The sequence below is a fragment of the Microbacterium lacus genome (assembly GCF_002812805.1).
Classification (GTDB): Bacteria; Actinomycetota; Actinomycetes; order Actinomycetales; family Microbacteriaceae; genus Microbacterium; species Microbacterium lacus_A.
The window spans coordinates 260,640-277,621 of record NZ_NMUM01000040.1 but is presented as its reverse complement, the minus strand read 5'-3'; the positions used below and the strand labels follow the sequence as shown (position 1 = coordinate 277,621).

At 66.5% G+C, this 16,982-nt stretch carries 19 protein-coding genes; 8 read left to right on the top strand and 11 right to left on the bottom strand.

The genetic code is table 11. The features are described 5' to 3' along the window. Positions 1-107: 107 nt before the first annotated feature. Positions 108-1,784 carry a CocE/NonD family hydrolase gene (locus tag CGU34_RS14555; protein ID WP_157811338.1) on the top strand — a complete coding sequence of 559 codons (1,677 nt, stop codon included), beginning with the start codon at positions 108-110 and terminating at the stop codon, positions 1,782-1,784. 18 nt (positions 1,785-1,802) lie between these two features. Here CGU34_RS14555 and uidA read toward each other — a convergent pair whose 3' ends face one another. The 5 genes from uidA to CGU34_RS14530 form a co-directional block, all read right to left on the bottom strand. Next, positions 1,803-3,599 carry a beta-glucuronidase gene (gene uidA / locus CGU34_RS14550; protein ID WP_036301513.1) on the bottom strand — a complete coding sequence of 599 codons (1,797 nt, stop codon included), beginning with the start codon at positions 3,597-3,599 and terminating at the stop codon, positions 1,803-1,805. 24 nt (positions 3,600-3,623) lie between these two features. Beyond that, positions 3,624-4,940 (bottom strand): mannitol dehydrogenase family protein, encoded by a 1,317-nt coding sequence (locus CGU34_RS14545; protein WP_157811337.1) that lies wholly within the window; start codon positions 4,938-4,940, stop codon positions 3,624-3,626. Positions 4,941-5,018: 78 nt separating this feature from the next. Next, positions 5,019-6,455, bottom strand: coding sequence for a glucuronate isomerase (uxaC, locus tag CGU34_RS14540; protein ID WP_232711692.1), 1,437 nt, complete (start codon positions 6,453-6,455; stop codon positions 5,019-5,021). After that, the gene (locus CGU34_RS14535) at positions 6,452-7,303 is read right to left on the bottom strand and encodes an ATP-binding cassette domain-containing protein (RefSeq protein ID WP_036300804.1); all 852 of its coding nucleotides are present in this window, start codon (positions 7,301-7,303) and stop codon (positions 6,452-6,454) included. Before CGU34_RS14535 ends, uxaC begins: the two co-directional genes overlap by 4 nt. After that, the gene (locus CGU34_RS14530) at positions 7,300-8,442 is read right to left on the bottom strand and encodes an ABC transporter ATP-binding protein (RefSeq protein ID WP_100814498.1); all 1,143 of its coding nucleotides are present in this window, start codon (positions 8,440-8,442) and stop codon (positions 7,300-7,302) included. Before CGU34_RS14530 ends, CGU34_RS14535 begins: the two co-directional genes overlap by 4 nt. 149 nt (positions 8,443-8,591) lie before the next feature. Here CGU34_RS14530 and CGU34_RS14525 point away from each other — a divergent pair, with 149 nt between their 5' ends. Continuing rightward, the gene (locus CGU34_RS14525) at positions 8,592-8,837 is read left to right on the top strand and encodes a hypothetical protein (RefSeq protein ID WP_036300813.1); all 246 of its coding nucleotides are present in this window, start codon (positions 8,592-8,594) and stop codon (positions 8,835-8,837) included. After that, entirely contained in the window at positions 8,834-9,313 is a 480-nt protein-coding gene (locus CGU34_RS14520; protein ID WP_036300815.1) for a BLUF domain-containing protein, read from the top strand. The genes CGU34_RS14525 and CGU34_RS14520 overlap by 4 nt, the downstream gene beginning before the upstream one ends. A gap of 24 nt (positions 9,314-9,337) precedes the next feature. Here the strand turns inward: CGU34_RS14520 and CGU34_RS14515 are convergent, their stop codons facing one another. Further along, positions 9,338-10,048: an alpha/beta fold hydrolase gene (locus tag CGU34_RS14515; RefSeq protein WP_036300816.1), complete on the bottom strand. Its 711-nt coding sequence runs from the start codon at positions 10,046-10,048 to the stop codon at positions 9,338-9,340. Between the two features lie 151 nt (positions 10,049-10,199). Between CGU34_RS14515 and CGU34_RS14510 the strand changes: the two genes are divergently transcribed. After that, on the top strand, positions 10,200-10,856 hold the full coding sequence (locus CGU34_RS14510) for a GntR family transcriptional regulator (RefSeq protein ID WP_100814497.1): 657 nt from the start codon (positions 10,200-10,202) through the stop codon (positions 10,854-10,856). A gap of 86 nt (positions 10,857-10,942) precedes the next feature. Here the strand turns inward: CGU34_RS14510 and CGU34_RS14505 are convergent, their stop codons facing one another. Further along, on the bottom strand, positions 10,943-11,704 hold the full coding sequence (locus CGU34_RS14505) for a ParA family protein (RefSeq protein ID WP_100814535.1): 762 nt from the start codon (positions 11,702-11,704) through the stop codon (positions 10,943-10,945). A gap of 99 nt (positions 11,705-11,803) precedes the next feature. On the opposite strand from CGU34_RS14505, the gene CGU34_RS17060 reads away from it, so the two are divergent. Continuing rightward, positions 11,804-12,022, top strand: coding sequence for a three-helix bundle dimerization domain-containing protein (locus tag CGU34_RS17060; RefSeq protein WP_157811336.1), 219 nt, complete (start codon positions 11,804-11,806; stop codon positions 12,020-12,022). A gap of 19 nt (positions 12,023-12,041) precedes the next feature. Here the strand turns inward: CGU34_RS17060 and CGU34_RS14500 are convergent, their stop codons facing one another. Then, the gene (locus tag CGU34_RS14500; RefSeq protein WP_036300825.1) at positions 12,042-12,248 is read right to left on the bottom strand and encodes a three-helix bundle dimerization domain-containing protein; all 207 of its coding nucleotides are present in this window, start codon (positions 12,246-12,248) and stop codon (positions 12,042-12,044) included. A gap of 114 nt (positions 12,249-12,362) precedes the next feature. On the opposite strand from CGU34_RS14500, the gene CGU34_RS14495 reads away from it, so the two are divergent. Both CGU34_RS14495 and CGU34_RS14490 read left to right on the top strand, forming a co-directional pair. Next, positions 12,363-13,043 carry a PhzF family phenazine biosynthesis protein gene (locus CGU34_RS14495; protein WP_100814496.1) on the top strand — a complete coding sequence of 227 codons (681 nt, stop codon included), beginning with the start codon at positions 12,363-12,365 and terminating at the stop codon, positions 13,041-13,043. 38 nt (positions 13,044-13,081) lie between these two features. Continuing rightward, positions 13,082-13,474, top strand: a complete 393-nt coding sequence (locus tag CGU34_RS14490; RefSeq protein WP_100814495.1) for an ester cyclase — start codon at positions 13,082-13,084, stop codon at positions 13,472-13,474. An 18-nt stretch (positions 13,475-13,492) separates the two neighbouring features. Here CGU34_RS14490 and CGU34_RS14485 read toward each other — a convergent pair whose 3' ends face one another. After that, a complete protein-coding gene (locus tag CGU34_RS14485) occupies positions 13,493-14,512 on the bottom strand; it encodes a TerC family protein (protein ID WP_051513961.1) in 1,020 nt (339 codons plus the stop codon). Positions 14,513-14,824: 312 nt separating this feature from the next. On the opposite strand from CGU34_RS14485, the gene CGU34_RS14480 reads away from it, so the two are divergent. Then, positions 14,825-15,934, top strand: coding sequence for an NAD(P)-dependent alcohol dehydrogenase (locus CGU34_RS14480; RefSeq protein WP_100814494.1), 1,110 nt, complete (start codon positions 14,825-14,827; stop codon positions 15,932-15,934). On the opposite strand, the gene CGU34_RS14475 is transcribed toward CGU34_RS14480, so the two are convergent. Both CGU34_RS14475 and CGU34_RS14470 read right to left on the bottom strand, forming a co-directional pair. Next, the gene (locus CGU34_RS14475) at positions 15,909-16,355 is read right to left on the bottom strand and encodes a VanZ family protein (RefSeq protein ID WP_100814493.1); all 447 of its coding nucleotides are present in this window, start codon (positions 16,353-16,355) and stop codon (positions 15,909-15,911) included. The two genes, CGU34_RS14480 and CGU34_RS14475, sit on opposite strands and share 26 nt — an antisense overlap. Positions 16,356-16,368: 13 nt before the next feature. Continuing rightward, positions 16,369-16,839: an SDR family NAD(P)-dependent oxidoreductase gene (locus CGU34_RS14470; RefSeq protein ID WP_100814534.1), complete on the bottom strand. Its 471-nt coding sequence runs from the start codon at positions 16,837-16,839 to the stop codon at positions 16,369-16,371. Between the last annotated feature and the right edge of the window lie 143 nt (positions 16,840-16,982).

Below are 16,982 nucleotides of genomic sequence, written 5' to 3'. Positions count from 1 at the left end.
GCCAGTCTACGCGGGGCGAATCCGCGAAACGGAATCATTCATTCCGTTTATCGTGTATCGTTCCTCTCCAGCGGTCCGCACCGCTCATGATCCGCGAGGAGGCGGCTATGACAACTTTCAGACAGCGACTCACCCGCGTCATGGATGGCCCGAGCCGCAAGGGCGCCGAGCTCGGTCCGTACGCCGTGGAGATCGAGAAGGATCTCCGGGTCCCGATGGATGACGGCATCGAACTGCTCGCGGACCTCTACCGACCGATCGGAGCAGACGGCTCGCTCCCGACGATCGTCATCCGTGGACCGTACGGGCGCAGCGGATCGCTGGGTGGTGCGGCACGTGTCCTCGCATACGAGGGATTCACCGTCCTGTTCGTCAGTTCGCGCGGCACGTGGGGTTCTCCGGGGGTGTTCCAGCCGCAGGTGGACGAGCAGCGCGACGGCATCGCGACCCACCGCTGGACGCGCGCCCAGCCATGGTTCACGGGGAGGCTCGCGACCTTCGGCGAAAGTTACATGGGCTACACGCAGTGGGCGGTCGCGGGAAAGATGCAACGCGACGAGCCGGAGAACGCCCCGGAGGCGTACGTGCTACAGATCACGATGGCCGACTTCGGTGCGATCACCTGGAACAACGGTGCGTTCGCCCTGCGGAATTCGCTCGGGTGGACCCGGATGATGGATCGGATGGATCGCGGAGGCCTCGCGCTCCTCGGCATGCTCTTTCCCGACCCGAAGCTCGAGAAGGCGTTCGATGTCCTGCCGCTGAGCGCCGGCGACTCGGCGGCGATTGGCCGTCAGATCAGCTGGTACCAGGATTGGGTCCGGCACGAAGACCTGGGCGACGAGTACTGGACGAAGCAGTCCCACACCGGTTCGGTGCCCGACGTGACCGCGCCCGTGTTCATGCTCACGGGCTGGTACGACATCTTCACGCCTTGGCAGCTGCGCACGTACCGTCAGCTCGTCGAGGCGGGCAATGCGCCGTTCCTCACGATCGGTCCCTGGGGTCATATCTCTTCCGGGAAGGCGGCGCCCGCGCATCGCGACAGCGTCGCGTTCCTGAAGAGTGTCTTCGCCGACGAGCCGTGGGACAGGCCCGCGCCCGTCCGTGCCTTTCAGACGGGAACGGATGTCTGGCACGATCTGCCCGAGTGGCCGCCACCCGCGGTCACGTCGCAGTCCTGGCTCCTCGGAGCGGAGGGCACCGTCGGCCAGAATGCCGTCCCGCCCGGGTCCACGCGCTACACGTACGATCCCGACGAGCCCACGCCCGCCGTCGGCGGTCCGAGCCTGCTCCCCGACACCGATCCCGTCGACAACGCCGAGCACGAGAAGCGCTCGGACGTCGTGACCTTCCGTTCGAGCGCGCTAAGTACACCGCTCGAGCTTGCGGGGGAGCCCGTCGCACACATCCGGGTCCGATCGAGCGCGCCGAGTTTCGACGTCTTCGTGCGGATCACGGATGTCGGGCCCGACGGTCGCTCCATGACCGTCTGCGATGGAGTTCGGCGCATCGGCTCGGTGGGCACGCGCGCCACAGATCCTGACGCCGATGCCGACGGCTTCCGTGAGGTGTCGCTGCCGCTCTGGCCGACGTTCCACCATTTCGCCGCGGGACATCGCCTGGGCATTCAGATCAGTTCCGGCGCGCACCCGCGGTACGCGCGCAACCCGGGCACGGGTGAGGCGGCGTTCGACGCGGTATCGACGATCGTCGCCCAGCAGGAGGTCGCGCACGGCGGGCTGCAGGGCAGCCGAATCGATCTGCCGGTGTGGTCGCGCTGATCGCGGCTCGACCAGCGTCTACGGGGTTGCGTCGCCGCCCGATGCGGCCCAGCGATCGCGCAGCGCGAACGCGGCGGCCTTCGGTTTGCGATCGCGCGTGAAGACACCCTTCTTGTTGCCACCGACACGGTGAGTGCTCGGCCCCGTCGCAAAATCTGCGAAGTTCCATACGTGTTCGCCGACGATCGACGGAATGCGATCGAAGACGCGATGGTACATCCGCAGGAGGTCGGCCTGGTACTCCTCGCTCCACGGTTCGTTCGTCGCTGAGTGCATGCCCGCTATGGAATCCGCGCCGTACTCTGCCATGACGATGGGTTTGTCGTAGGCCGCTGCCCAGGCCGTCAGATCCTTCTCGAGGCGAACCTCGGCCGCCGCGAGGTCCCCGGTGAACACGTACCAGCCGTAGTAGCGGTTGAGGCAGAGCACGTCGAACAGGTCGGCGAGCCGATCCGTCTCGTGGCTGGCCAGGGCGACGTTCGAGTAGGTGATGGGCCTGCTGGGGTCGAGCCGGCGAGCCAGCTCCACGAGCGGTTCGAAGTACTCTCGTGCGCCGTCGACCCCCGAGTCGGGCTCGTTCGCCAGGCTCCACATCACGACGGACGGGTGATTCTTATCCCGCGCGATCAGCTCTTCGATGGCGTTCTCATGGCTCGTGCGCGTGGCGTCGCCGTAGCCATCCGGACCGAATGTGGGTCGTGAGCGCTGTCCGAAGACGCCGCCGCCGACCGCCATGTTCAGACCGACCGCGGCGGTCTCGTCAACGACGACGATCCCGTGCCGATCCGCGTAGTCGATGACGTCTTCTGCATAGGGGTAGTGCGAGGTACGGAAGGAGTTGGCGCCGATCCACCGCATGAGCTCGAAGTCGTGCACCATGAAAGCGTCGTCGTGACCACGTCCCCGGACGGGTGCGTCCTCGTGCTTGCCGAAGCCCGTGAACGAGAAAGGTACATCGTTGATGAGGAACTGCGTACCGCGCACCGCGACGGTACGAATGCCGAAGGGCTGCTCATAGACATCGACGATGTCGCCGTCCCCATTGCGGGCTTCGACGTCCAGTCGATAGAGGTAGCCGTCGCCGGGTGCCCACAGGTGCGGGTGTTCGACGACAACGCTGCCGCGGGCTCCCTCACCGGTCGCCACCACGCGGTCGTCCGCATCACGAACATTGACGACGACGTCGGCGGCCGCATCGTCGACGACGACGTCGTAGTCGACGATCGCCCGGGGGCCGATCGATCGCGTCGTGACGGTCACGTCGCGAACCCGATCACGCGGAACACGCAGAAGCCAGACGGACCGGTTCAGCCCCGCGTAATTCGCGAAGTCATGCTGGAACGTCTGGCGACGCCTCCCGTCCGGACCCGTAACGACTTCGCCCGGGGGGATGCTGGCGCGGGTGAGTTCGTTGTTCACCGCGATCGTGACACGCACCTCCGTACCGGCGTTGGCGTGTGCCGTGATATCCACTTCGAAGGGTGTGTACCCGCCGACGTGGGATCCCACCAGCTCGTCTCCGACATAGACCGACGCCTCGTGGGTCGCGGCATCCATGCGCAGGATGATGGCCGAATCCGTCCATGACTCGGGCACCCGCAGGCGGCGCTGGTAATACACCCAGCCCACGTGGGACGCGACGGCGGTATCCATGAAGAGATCGTTGTAGCTGGCAGGAACGGGAACCTCGCGCAGGCCGGGCAGACGCGAGGTCCACCATCGCGCATCCTGCGCGCTGCCGTCGTCGATGGCGAACCGCCAGAGTCCATCCAGCTTGTTGGCTTCGCGTGTCGCCGTAGCGATGGGTTTCAGCATGTCGTCTCTCCTCGAGGTCAGGTCTTAGTGATCGAACTCGGCGAGCACCATCGTGTCGCCGAGCAGTTCTTCGTCATCGGCGAGTTCGGGGACGACGAGCGCGACCAGTGCACGGCGGGCTTCGCTCCGAACGCGAGACCGCGCAGAGTCGATTGCCGCGCTTGCCGCATCGCTCGGAAGTCTGCTCGCCAGAGTTCCCTCTACCCAGTACGAAAGCACGCGCGCCGCGCCCGTGCCTCGCCGGCCCGCGGCCCGCTCGGCCCGGAGAACCGGAGCTATCCGCGCTCGCAACTTCCCGACCCCGTCCCGCCCGATGCGAGTCAACGCGTCCGCCATCGCCCTGTTGTGGAACCGGGACAGGAGCGCCGATCGATAGGCGTCGAGGTCGAGGTCCACGGAGGAGGGCAGATTGCGCGCAGCTTCGTTCCAGAACTCCTCGAGTCCTGCGGTGATGAGCTGATCCGTCATGGCATCCGCAACGGTCGTGTGTCTCCTCAGCAAGCCCGCGTAGGCGAGGAACGAGTGCGCGCCGTTCAGGAGCCACAGTTTACGAAGCTCGAACGGCTCGATATCCGTCACGAACTTCGCGCCGACGGCATCCCAGGACGGGCGGCCGGCGGGGAAGTCGCCGGAGAGCAGCCAGCTGGAGAACGGCTCGGCCACGACCGCGGCGTCGTCGGCGAAGCCGGTGAGCTCGGCGACACGTATTGGCACACTCGGATCGATCTGCGGGGTGATGCGGTCGACGGATGTCGAGACGTACGTGACATCGGTCGAAAGGTAGGGGATGAGCTCAGGAAAGGTGCGCTCCGCGGCGTGGTGGAGGGCATCGCGCAGCACAGTACCGTTCGCGGGCAGATTGTCACAGGGGACGAGAGCGATCGGCGGAGCGCCCGCGAGGCGCCGTCGTTCCAGACCGAGCAGCAGGCGCGCGAGGGGTGTCCTGAGGGTCGGAAGGGCGTCGGTGTCACGCGGCAGGGATATCGCCGTCAACAGTGCGAGGTCATCGCCGATCTCGATCGTGTCGTGCCCGTCACCGGCCACGGGCAGTCGGTAGCCGGCCTCCGTGATGGTGAGCGTGGCGATGGCGGTTTCGGGTGCCTCGAACTGCTGCACGAACGTCGCCGTATCGCGCCCGTCGACCGCTGAGCGGATGCTCCCGACGATCTCGGCCTCGTCGTCCTCGTCCGAACGGGTCAGAAGCGTGTAGAGACCGTCCTGGCGCTCGAGGGCGGTCGCGATATCAGGTCCGCCCGGTGTATCCCACGATTCCCCACTCGGCTGCTTCGGGCGAGCGAGCCGTGTACCACGCTTGGTGGGATCGACTGAACGCGCCGACACCGAGGTGGGCGATGCGCGCAGGAGCCGGCGGGCATGCCGTACCGCGCGCGGCGAGCGCCGCGCGGGAGAGCCTCGGACTCACAGTTTGAAGACCTTTCGAGGCTGTGCGTCCGTCAGGTCCACGATGATCCGCTGCGCGCGGGCCCGTCCTATGCGGCCTTCCGCGACGAGGCGTGCGAGATAGGACGCGTCGACGCGTCGGGCCATGTCGTGGCGTGCCGGTATCGACAGGAAGGCGCGCGTATCGTCGATGAATCCGGCAGATCGCGAAAATCCTGCGATCTCGGTCGTTGCGGCCCGGAACCGGAGGATGGCGTCGGGCGCGTCCAAGAACCACCAGGGTGGTCCGATGAACACGCTCGGGTAGAAACCGGCGAGCGGGGCGATCTCGCGCGAGAAGGTCGTCTCATCAACCGTGAAGAGCACGAGGTGAAAGTCCGGAGCGAGTCCGTATTCCTCCAGCAGCGGTCGGAGATTGCGCGTGTACTCCGTCGCGACGGGGATGTCGTGGCCGGTATCCGGCCCGAAGGAGCGATACGTCTCGGTGTGGTGATTGCGCAGCACACCGGGATGGATCGTCATCACCAGGCCGTCGCGCACGCTCATCCCTGCCATCTGGAACAGCATGTGAGCCCGGAACGCGCGCGCCTCGGCCGGGGTCGACTCGGAGCGGACCGCGCGCCGGAACAGGGCGGCGGCCTCGTCGGATGCGAGCGGTTCCGCGAGAGCATCGACGACGCCATGGTCTGCGGAGGTCGCTCCATGAGCGATGAAATGGGCGCGGCGCGACTCCAGCCCCTCGAGGTATCCCGTGTAATCGTCGGTGGGAGTGCCGTGCCACTGGGCCAGACGCTCGACGCCGCGCAGGAACCCCGGAGCTTCGGGGTCGAGGTATGCGTCGGGGCGGAAGGTGGGAATGACCCGGCCATCGAAATGGGCGTCGTCCGCCAGAGCCCGGTGCACGTCGAGGTCGTCCATCGGGTCGTCCGTCGTCGCGAGAACCTCGATCCGGAAACGGTCCAGCAGACGGCGCGGCCGGAAGTTCGGCTGCTGCAGGCGGTCGGCGATGACGTCGTACAGTGCGTCAGCGGAGGAAGCGGACGGTTCGCGATCGATGCCGAACAGGCGCGACAGCTCATCGGTGAGCCAGTATCCCGACGCGGTGCCGCTGAGGACGTCCCAGTTCTCGCAGAACGAGCGCCAGGCGCGACGGGGATCGCGCACCTCGACGCCCCCGACGCCGAGCTCGGCCGGATCGACCCCCGCCGTCTGCAGGAGCCGGGTGACATAGTGATCGCCGGAGAGGAGCAGTCGCGTGGGGTCGGGGAACGCCTCGTCATCGAGAAGAAGCCGCGCCGGTACGTGCCCGTGCGGGGACAGGATCGGCAGATCCGCGACGGTCGCGTGCAGACCCCGGGCGATCGCCCTCGTGGTGGGGTCGGCGGGGAAGAGTCGGTCCGGATCGAGCAGCATACTGCCCTCTGCGGCCGTCGTTGCGGTGGCGATCGCGGTCATCGTGACGCTTCCTGTCGTTCGTCGCGAGCGAGTTCGAGTCGTTGAGTGCGTCGCGTGGCCTGTTCGTCCGGGTCGGGTACGGGCGAGGACAGCAGAAGGCGTCGAGTGTACGGATGCGTCGGCTCCGAGGTGACGCGCTCTGCGCTGCCGCGCTCGACGATTTCGCCCCGATACATGACCGCGACGTCATGGCTGATGTGCCGGACGATATCGAGATCGTGGGAGATGAAGAGATAGGCGACGCCCGTTTCGCGTTGGAGCTCCAGCAGAAGGTCCAGGACCTTCCCCTGGGTCGTCAGGTCGAGGGCGCTCACGGGTTCGTCGCAGACGATGAGCTTGGGTGACAGCGACAGCGCCCGCGCGATGGCGATTCTCTGCCGCTGACCGCCCGAGAAGTCGCGCGGGAGACGCGTGGCGGCGTCCGCGGGCAGCCCGACGCGGTCGAGGAGGTCTCGGACGCGGACGCGGGCCTCGCGCTGCGGCACTCCCTGCGCGCCGAGCGGCTCGCGAAGAATCTCGCCGATCGGCATCGCGGGGTTCAGCGACGTGTAGGGATCCTGGAAGACGACCTGGATATCTCGGCTGAGCGCTCGCCGCTGGCGTCTCTTGGCGTGTGTGATGTCGGCGCCCTCGAAGGTGATCGACCCCGCGGTGACGGGGGCAAGGCCCAATAGGGCGCGTCCGAGAGTTGTCTTGCCCGAGCCGGACTCGCCGACGAGACCGAGGGTGCGACCTGGCGAGACGGAGATCGAAACCGAGTGAAGTGCGCGGAACGGCTTCGCGCGCAGCGACCGTGTTCGATACTCGACGGATACGTCGCTTACATCGACGAGGTGGGGTTCGGTCATCGGATGCCTCCCGCGAGGGGCGTGAGCGGTTTTTTGTCCTGCAGCATCGAGCCGAGCAGTCTGCGCGTGTACGGCGCGTGCGGATCACGCAGGACCCGTCGCACGGCACCCTCTTCGACCACGGCACCCTCTCGCATCACGAGAACCCGGTCGGCGAGATCGGATACGACGCCGAAATTATGGGTGACCACCACGATGCCGACGCCCAGGGTGCTGCGCATGTCTCTCAGCAGGTCGAGGACCTCGGCCTGCACGGTCACGTCCAATGCCGTCGTGGGCTCGTCGGCCATAAGCAGATCCGGTTCGCTGCTCACCGCCCCCGCGATCAGGACGCGCTGTGCCATTCCGCCCGAGATCTCGTGCGGGTAGGCGGCCATTGTGCGTTCGGGATCGGCGATGCCCACCTGTGACAGGAGATCGATCGCGCGCCGCGTGGCCTCGGCCCGCGAAAGCTTGAGGTTCTTCATCATCGGGCGCACCAGCTGGCGCCCGATCGTAAACGAGGGCGCGAGGTTCGACATGGGCTCCTGCGGGATGTAGGCGATGCGTCGCCCGCGCAGCTTCGACAGGCGATCCTGCCGAGTCCCCGAAGCGTCGACTGTCTCCACGCCGTCGAACCAGATGCGACCGCCCGTCACCTCGCCACCCTCGGGCAGGAGCCCGAGGATCGAGAAAACCGTCTGCGACTTACCCGACCCGGATTCTCCCACGATGCCGAGGACCTCACCGCGGTCGAGGTGGAACGACACGGCGTGCACGACGGGCGTCGTTCCGGTGGGCGTGCGGAACCCGATCGAGACGCCCTCGACATCCAGGAGATGGCGGTTCTTCGGCTGATCGGCGCCGTCGGAGGCGGGCAGTTTCTTCGGGGACTCCCTCTTCGCCCGCTTCCGCGGCGGTACGGTCGGGCGGTCCTCGAGCCCGTCGCGCAGCGCGTTTGCGAAGAGGACGAAGGCTCCGACGGTCACGCCGATGGCGAGGGCGGGCCACAGGATCAGCAGGGGTGCGACGTAGACGTTGCGGAAGCCCTCGCCCAGCATCACGCCCCAGGTGGGCACTCGCGGATCGCCGAGGCCCAGGAACTCCAATCCTGACTGAACCGAGACCGCAACGCCGAAGTTGCGGCGCGGGCGCGACATCCGTCGGCGCCGCAATTACTTTGCGGGACCAGTACCCAATCCGCCGCGAACGCGCAAGCCCCGCCGCTCGTCTGCCCACAGCGGCTAGCGTGAGAGCCACAAGCAATGCGGCTCGGGTCCTTCCTGCGCCAGAGAAGGACTGAAAAGCGGTGCAGACAGAGACACAAGAGCGCGATGTCGTGTGGGCGCGCGTCGATGACGGGTTTTATGTGGGGAGTCGACCGGGTCATTTTCTCGGATGCATCGACCGCGATGACGATGGGCGCTTCGTCGCCCTCGACACCCACACCCAACCCATCGGTACCTTCGCTCATCTCGCTGATGCCATGGAAGCCGTGGCCGCCGCGTACGTGAGCGGCACGCAAGAGACCGCGACCCCAGTGGGTGACGCATGACCCGCGCGGACGCGTCCGGCGAACCAGCGGACGGACTGTACTCGCTCGTCTATACGAGCTTCGCCGTGACCCTGTTCGACGAGTCCGAACTCGAAGAACTGCTGACACAGAGTCGGGCGGCGAACGCTCAGGCGGACATCACGGGGATGCTTCTCTACCGCAACGGTCGGTTCATCCAGTACCTCGAGGGTCCCGAACTCCCGGTGCGCGCGCTGCTCGCCCGCATCACGGCCGATCCTCGGCATGCGGATGTCCGGGTACTGGTCGACAGCAGGCCCCCGGCACGGCAGCTCGCGGAATGGACGATGGGCTACGAGCCGATCGATGAGGCGCGTACAGCTCTTCCCGCCGGCTTCCGCAGCACGTTCGACGACCTCGAGGCGGTCGATGATGCGGATCCCGTTCTGCGCGCCACGCGCGAGCTGAGCTTGTGGTTCCGGGTGCGGCAGGCTCGCCCGCGGGTCGCCGCGACGTAGGGGAGTGTAGTCGTCGGCAGGCGGTCACACGGCGCTGACGAGGGCGTTCCGAGCCGCGTCGACGATCACGTCGGAGACGACGCCCGCCTGCGTGATGAACAGGGCGTGGCTGCCCGCGACGTGGGTGATCGTCGCGCCCATGCGCTCGGCCATGTGGTTCAGCATCGCCTGATCGAAGGCCTTGTCTTCCTTCGCGATGACCGCCCAGCTCGGCTTCGTGCGCCATGCCGCATTCTGCACCGCGGTCCCGAAGACGGACAAGTTGATCGGGACCTGCGAGTCGCTGAGGAAGGCGGCGTCGGCGTCGCTGACGTCGGCGGCGAATCCCGCCTGGAACGTGTCCGCCCGGACGAAGCCGTAGCCATCCTCCGCGACGTCGATCACGAACTCCGGGGTGGGGGCGAAGCCCTCGTACTGCTGGGTCGACGACTCGCCGGCATCGGGAGCAAGCGCTGAGACATAGACGAGCCCCGCGACATTCGGGTGAATGCCCGCCTCGGTGATGACTGTTCCGCCCCACGAGTGGCCGACCAGGATCGTCGGTCCGTCCTGGGCTTCCAGCGCCCGTATCGTCGCGGCGACGTCGTCGGCCAGCGACGTCAGCGGGTTCTGCACGATCGTGACCCGATAGCCCCGGGTGGTCAGGTTGTCGTAGACGCCCCGCCATCCCGAGCCGTCGGCGAACGCTCCGTGGACGAGGACGACGTTCGTGATTGCCTCAGACATGGTGCTCATGATGCTCTTCCTTTCGGGTCGCCCCGCCGGACTCGCCCCTGCGGTGTGAATTGATGATCGCTCGTGGGATTTAATATATTGCATGTAGTACACACTCGCAACGGATGATTAATGATTTGCGTCCATGCCCGGGTTGTGCGCAATGTATTGCATGCCGATTCCCACGGGCCGCTCTGGCGTTGACCGCTCCCTCCTCCGCGACGATGTGTATCGGCGTCTGCGCGACGCCATCGTGGACGGCACCTTCGAGCCAGGGGAGCAGCTGCGCGACGGCGATCTCGCAGAATGGCTCGGCGTCAGCCGCACGCCCGTGCGCGAGGCTCTCCTGCGTCTCGGCGCAAGCGGACTCGTGGTCGCGGTGCCCGGTAGGTCAACGGCCGTCAGTACGATCGATCCGCGGGTCGTCCGGGATGCCCGGGACGTCATCGCCGCCATGCACGGGTTGGCTGTACGCGAGACGGCCGGCAAGCTGAGTGTCGAGGATGTCGGTCGCATGCGAGAGGCGAATCACCGCTTCGCCGAGGCTCTCCGTGCCGATGACCTGGCGGCGGCGTTGGATGCGGACGATGAGTTCCACATGATCCCGGTCACCGCACTCGGGAATCGTGCTCTCGAGGCTGTGCTCGAGCAGTTCGGTCCGCTGGTGCGTCGCGCCGAGCTGGTGCGGTTCACGCTTGACGGACGCGCGTCGGTCGAGCGGCACGAGCAACTCATCGGACTGCTCTCCGTCGGAGATGTGCACGGGGCGGAGTCGGTGACTTTCGACATCTGGCACAGCCTGCCGGCCGACGAACCCGTCGACGAATAGCCACTCCATGGGGGCGCAGGTGCGACGGGCGCCGGCGTGCTCGCGCTCCATCCGGGCCACGTCGTTCGATATAGGCGGCGTGCCGCTCAGCTCTTCTTGCGGCGCGCCTTCGGCTTGACCGCTCCCCGGATCAGCGCCCAGAGTTCGCCGTAGGCACGCGCAGCTTCGACGCCGGGCGCATAACTCCCGATCGGTGCCCGCTCGGTGCCCATGCGCTCGACATGAACGGTCGCGGGGACGACCACATCCGTGACCGCCTTCTGCGCCTGAGGCAGCTGCTCGACGGTCGTCCGATGCAGGGTCTTGCGCCGATCGACCATCGAGAGAAATCCGACGATGCGGGCCTTCGAGACGGATGCGCCGACGAACTCCACGACCTGCTCGAGGGAACGCATCGACAGCGGCGACGGCACGAGGGGAACGACGACGGCATCCGCCGAGAACACGGCGTTCTCGGCGACGAGCGACGCGCCGGGCGGGCAGTCGAGGATCACGACGTCGTAGTCGCGCTCGACCTGTTCGAGGATCTTCGCGACCCGCTGCTCGGACTTCTTCGCGTGATCGAGCACGAGGTCGAGGTCGCGATAGCTCGCGTTGCCGGGCAGCACATCGAGGTTGTCGTACGCGGTGGAACGGATGGCTCCGCTGACCTTGCTGTCGCCGGCCACGAGGGCGGCGACGCCACCCTTCACCTTCGGTTTCACCTGCAGCAGGAAGGTCGCGGCGCCCTGCGGATCGAGATCCCACAGCAGGACGCGAAACTCCTTCGCGGCTTCCCACGCGAGATTGACGGCGGCGGTCTTTTTCCCGACTCCGCCTTTCGTGCTGTAAACAGCGATGACCTTCATGTCCCCACCGTAATCACCCGGTCGTCGTTCCCGAGCCGCGGCGGACACGATGAAGGACGATTCGGGCCCGCGGACCTCGATGTCCGCGAGAATTGACAGATGAGTTGCACCCATCCCGATAACGAGTTCGAGGCGCTCGTTCATCTCGCGGAGCGACTTCGACGACGGTTCCCCGTACTCGGCGAGGATGCCGTTTTCGCCCTGATCGCGGAAGAGCTCGAATCCCTCGATGGTGCACGGCTGCGTCACTACGTGCCCGTGCTTGTGGAGAACGGCGTGGTCCGCCGATTGCGCGAGTCCCGTCACCTGGCCGCGTGAGTGCGACGACGATGCCGTCTCAGGTCGCCGCAGACTTCAATCGCGACGTGGCCTCTCGCTCGACCAGGACCGGAACGAAATCGCGCACATGGGCGCCCGCCAGAGCGAGGTGCGCTTCTCGCACGACGGCTGAGATCTGCTCGATCGGCGTCGAGGGGAATCGTGCGGCGAGTCGCTCCGCTATCTGGTCCATGACCGCGTCCTCGTCCGTGATCTCGCGCGTCATGAAGGGCCTCCGCTCGTCGGTGAACAGCACCCATAGGGTACCGTCCATCACGTTCGCAGAACAGGCGGGAAGGACGCAGACGATTCCGGCCGTTCCCTGTCAGAATGGGCCGTCGTGAGCCTTCTCGTAAACGTCGTGGACGTGTTCGTCGACGCGGCGGGCGCACACGGCAACCAGCTCGGAATCGTCTGGGCGTCTTCTTCAACCCGTAAGCGCGAGCAGGCGATAGCGGCCGATCTCGGGTTCAGCGAAACCATCTTCATCGATGCGGTCGAGGCTGGTGCCGCTACCGCGCGGATCTACACGCCCACTCGCGAGCTGCCCTTCGCAGGGCATCCCACGGTCGGGCTCGCCGCATGGTTGCGCGACAACGGCGACGAGATCAAACACATCGACGTGCCAGCGGGGAGCGTGCGGGTGCGGTTCGATCGCGACCTCGTCTTCGCGACCGCGCTTCCGGAGTGGGCCCCACCGTTCGAGCTCGACCAGCTCGCGAACCCCGACGAGGTCGAAGCGGTGGATCCGGATGCCTATGGCCTCGGCATGCACTACGTATGGGCGTGGTTCGACGAGACGCGAAAGCGCGTTCGGGCACGCATGTTCGCGCCCGAGCTCGGCATCCGCGAAGACGAGGCGACGGGTTCGGCAGCGGTGCGTCTGTCGGCCGAGCTCGGCCAAGACCTCGAGATCGTTCAGGGCGCGGGTTCGCTGTTGCACACCCACCTGCGATATCTCGGGCAACAGGTCGAGGTCGGTGGTCGGGTCTCCGCGGCCAGGGTTCTCGAACTCCGCTGAGCGGGGCCCTCCCGGCGGGCTCCTCGGATAATGGGGGAGTGGAACCGTGGCAGATGCGTGAGTGGTTCGCCGAGTATCTCGAGGCGTGCAACCGGCACGATCTCGAGGCGATCCGTTCGTTCCTCGACCCGGCGGTTCGGCGCGCGCATCTGCCGGGTGGCGCGGATGCATGGATCGACGGCGTCGCCGAGCTGCTCCGGGCGTTCCCGGATTGGCAGTGGCGACGCATCCAACTCGTCGTCGAAGACGATCGTGTGGCCGCGCACGTGCGAGCGGGTGGCACCCATGTCGGTGAGTTCCGTGGGATCACCCCGACCCGGCGACACGTGAATGTCGCCGAGTTCGGGATGTACCGGATCGTGAACGGGCGGATCACCGAGTTCACGGGCACCGCCGACCACATCGAGCTGCTGAGCCAGCTACAGGGCTGAGTTACAGGGCCGAGCTAGTTACAGGGCTGACCCCTTCTCCGGCAGCTGCTCCTCCACCTTCTCGGCGACGGGTCGGTTGTCGTTGCGGGTCTTCATGAGGCTCGCGATCGTCGCCACCGCGATCGTCGCGGCGATGAAGAGCAGCGAGAACCAGATAGGGATCTCGGGGGCCCACAGCATCGGTTCGCCGCCGTTGATGAACGGCAGCTCATTGACGTGCATGGCGTGCAGCACGAGCTTGACGCCGATGAAGGCGAGGATGACGGCCAGCCCCTGTGCCAGGTAGACGAGACGTTCGAGCAACCCGCCGATGAGGAAGAACAGCTGGCGCAGTCCCATGAGCGCGAACGCGTTCGCGGTGAACACGATGTACGCCTCTTCCGTCAGGCCGTAGATGGCGGGGATCGAGTCGACGGCGAAGATCAGGTCGACGAATCCGATCGCGATGATCGTGAGGAACATCGGCGTGACCCAGCGTCGGCCACCCTTGCGGACGGTCAACTTGTCGCCGTGGTACTCGTCGGTGACGGGGAGGTGGCGCCGGACGAAGCGCATGAACTTTCCGTCCGCGGGGTTCGATTCACCGTGCGCGAACGCCTGGCGGTAGGCGAGGAAGAGCAGCAGGGCGCCGAACAGGTAGAAGATCCACGAGAAGTTCTCGATCAGCGTGGCGCCGACCGCGATGAAGATTCCGCGCAGGATGAGCGCGATGACGATGCCGATCATCAGCACCTTCTGCTGGTAGATCTTCGGCACCGCAAAGCCGGTCATGACGATCAGGAAGACGAAGAGGTTGTCGATCGACAGGGCCTTCTCTGTCAGGTAGCCGGCGAAGTATTCACCGCCGTAGGTCCAGCCGCTGACGACGCCGATGCCGACGCCGAACAGCAGCGCGAGGCCGATGTAGAAGGCCGACCAGCGGGCGGATTCGCCGATCGTCGGCTCGTGCGGTTTGCGCACGTGCGCGAAGAACTCGTAGACGAAGAACGCGATCGTGACGGCGATCGTGATGATCCAGATGAGCGGCGTGATGTTCAAGCGGGATTCCTAACCTTGGCGTGAGCGAATCGACGCCAAGGTCTTCTCCATCCTCAGATCGAGGACCGGTGACCCGGGATGCGATGCATCCGTAATGACGAGCCGACCGTGTCGGAGTACTCCCCTTGGTGCATCCAGCCTACGAGGGCGTGCGGCCGGCTTCCTGAGCGAACGCCGAGTGCCTCTTCCGGGCTGCCGATGCGACGTCTCGCCGCGCCGCCCTTACAACCATTCGGTGCGGAGCGAAAGGGGGCGGACGTGGCCGGCTCATGCGCACAGACTGTGGTGATCCGCGACGAGAGGATCCACCCCATGACTTCCACCATCACCGCAGCCGTCATGCCCGAGCTCGAAGGCGAGTTCGAGATGGCGCAGCTGACGCTTGACGATCCGCGCGCGGGCGAGGTGCAGGTCCGCATGGTCGCGACCGGCGTGTGCCACACCGACATGGCTGTGCGGGACGGGTGGATCCCGACCACCTTTCCGATCGTGCTCGGGCACGAGGGCGCGGGCGTGATCGAACGTGTGGGCGACGGCGTGACGCACCTCGAGGTCGGCGATCACGTCGTTCTGACGGTCGCGAGCTGCGGCATCTGCGTCGATTGCCTGAGCGGGAACCCGTCATTCTGCGTGAACTCCTATGAGCAGAACTTCGCCGGAGGACGCCCCGACGGCACGACGTCCCTGGTCGACGCCGGTGGGCACCGGGTCATCTCGCACTTCTTCGGTCAGTCCGCTTTCGCCACGTACGCGAACGTGCCGACGCGCAGCGTCGTGAAGGTGCGCACCGATGTGCCGCTCGAGGTGCTCGCACCGCTCGGGTGCGGGGTGCAGACCGGGGCGGGCACGGTTCTGAAGGTTATCGAGCCGCGGATGGATAGCACGCTTGTGGTGTTCGGCACGGGGGCGGTCGGTATGTCGGCGATCCTGGGTGCACGCGTCGCACGGGTTCGAATGATCGTCGCGGTGGATGTCGTGGCGGAGCGGCTCGAACTCGCCCGCGAGCTCGGTGCCACCCACACCGTCAACGCGCGAGAGGTGGACACCGTCGAAGAGCTCGCCTCGATCAGCGGGACCGGCGTGGACTATGCGATCGACACGACCGGAAACGCCGGTGTCGTGGACGGGATGCTCCGATCGCTGGGCCACCGCGGCCACGCCGTTTTGCTGGCCGCAGCGAACCCCGAAGCGGAGTCGAAGGTGAACCTGTCGCAGGCCGTGGCCCGCGCCATCCGGATCACGTCTGTCGTCGAGGGCGGCGTCATCCCGCAGCTGTTCATCCCCGAGATGATCGAGCTATATCTGGCGGGTGAGTTCCCGTTCGACAGGCTCGTTCGGACGTATCCGTTTGCCGAGATCGCGCGGGCATTCGCCGACAGCGAGTCCGGTGAGGTCGTCAAGCCCGTTCTGACATTCGGGTGAGCCTGGCCCGTCCTCGAAGCACCGCGGTGGCGATCAACAGTCCCAGGATGGCGCCGATCGCGTTGGCGACGAGATCGCGCGGATGCGAGATTCGGTCCGCCAGCGGTATCTGAGCCAGCTCGATCGCGAGCGTCAGCACGACAGGAAGAATGACGCCGAGCAGGCCGCGAAAGAGCAGACCCGAGGCCAGCCCGATGGGCAGGAACATCAGAATGTTCGCCACGATCTCAAGCGGTGACCCCTCCGTCCAGGTCGACCATCCGATCCACGATTGAGGATTGAGGATGCCATAGGCCTCCTGGTTTCCCTCGGTCGCCCACGGCAACGGACGCAGCGTCACCCACAGAACGGCGCCCGTATAGAGGGCACCGAGCGCGGCGATCGTTGTGCGTGCCGGTCGGCCGAGGGGGAACATCGTCATCGAACTCAGATTGTCATGCCGTCGGGAGTTTTACCTGGGTGAGTTCCTCGGAGCGTTCCCACATGCGGGCGGCGTCGTTCATGCTGCGGAGCGGCCGGAACAGGGGCTGCTCGCCGGGCGTTCCGCCTACGCGACCGGGTCCCATCGGCCCGAAGAGCAGACCGCGGCTCATGACGCCCGCGTTGTTGACGAGCAGGTGGATCGGTTCGCCCTCGGCGCGCAGGGTCTCGCCGAGGCGCGCAACGGACTCGAGCGACGAAAGGTCCAGATCGCGGAGCGACACCGCGGCATCGGGAATCGTGGCGCGGATCGTCGCGAGCGCGTTCTCGCCCTTCGTGCGGTTTCGCACGGGGACGATGACCTCGGCTCCGGCCGCGGCGAGCCGGCGCGCCATGATCAGGCCCATCCCATCGCTGGCGCCCGTGATGAGCGCGCGCTTGCCGGTGAGGTCGGGAAGGGTGATGTCGATCTTCTTGCGTGGCACGGTGTGCTCCTCGGATGTCTCGTGTTCTGGTGTTCCCACGATCGCCCGCGGCGCCGAGGCCATCCAGGGCCTCTCGATCCCCCGATACGAAGGGGGGATCGTCGGACCGTGGCTCCGGTTGTCCACACGGGGTAGACATGACG

What these genes read in the sequence shown, in the direction of transcription:
- CGU34_RS14510 (WP_100814497.1), top strand. Translation starts at nt 10,200, where the DNA reads ATGCCGATTCCCACGGGCCGCTCTGGCGTTGACCGCTCCCTCCTCCGC.
- CGU34_RS14555 (WP_157811338.1), top strand. Translation starts at nt 108, where the DNA reads ATGACAACTTTCAGACAGCGACTCACCCGCGTCATGGATGGCCCGAGC.
- CGU34_RS14480 (WP_100814494.1), top strand. Translation starts at nt 14,825, where the DNA reads ATGACTTCCACCATCACCGCAGCCGTCATGCCCGAGCTCGAAGGCGAG.
- CGU34_RS14500 (WP_036300825.1), bottom strand. Translation starts at nt 12,248, where the DNA reads ATGACGCGCGAGATCACGGACGAGGACGCGGTCATGGACCAGATAGCG.
- CGU34_RS14515 (WP_036300816.1), bottom strand. Translation starts at nt 10,048, where the DNA reads ATGAGCACCATGTCTGAGGCAATCACGAACGTCGTCCTCGTCCACGGA.
- uxaC (WP_232711692.1), bottom strand. Translation starts at nt 6,455, where the DNA reads ATGACCGCGATCGCCACCGCAACGACGGCCGCAGAGGGCAGTATGCTG.
- CGU34_RS14520 (WP_036300815.1), top strand. Translation starts at nt 8,834, where the DNA reads ATGACCCGCGCGGACGCGTCCGGCGAACCAGCGGACGGACTGTACTCG.
- CGU34_RS14535 (WP_036300804.1), bottom strand. Translation starts at nt 7,303, where the DNA reads ATGACCGAACCCCACCTCGTCGATGTAAGCGACGTATCCGTCGAGTAT.
- CGU34_RS14475 (WP_100814493.1), bottom strand. Translation starts at nt 16,355, where the DNA reads ATGACGATGTTCCCCCTCGGCCGACCGGCACGCACAACGATCGCCGCG.
- CGU34_RS14505 (WP_100814535.1), bottom strand. Translation starts at nt 11,704, where the DNA reads ATGAAGGTCATCGCTGTTTACAGCACGAAAGGCGGAGTCGGGAAAAAG.
- CGU34_RS17060 (WP_157811336.1), top strand. Translation starts at nt 11,804, where the DNA reads ATGAGTTGCACCCATCCCGATAACGAGTTCGAGGCGCTCGTTCATCTC.
- CGU34_RS14530 (WP_100814498.1), bottom strand. Translation starts at nt 8,442, where the DNA reads ATGTCGCGCCCGCGCCGCAACTTCGGCGTTGCGGTCTCGGTTCAGTCA.
- uidA (WP_036301513.1), bottom strand. Translation starts at nt 3,599, where the DNA reads ATGCTGAAACCCATCGCTACGGCGACACGCGAAGCCAACAAGCTGGAT.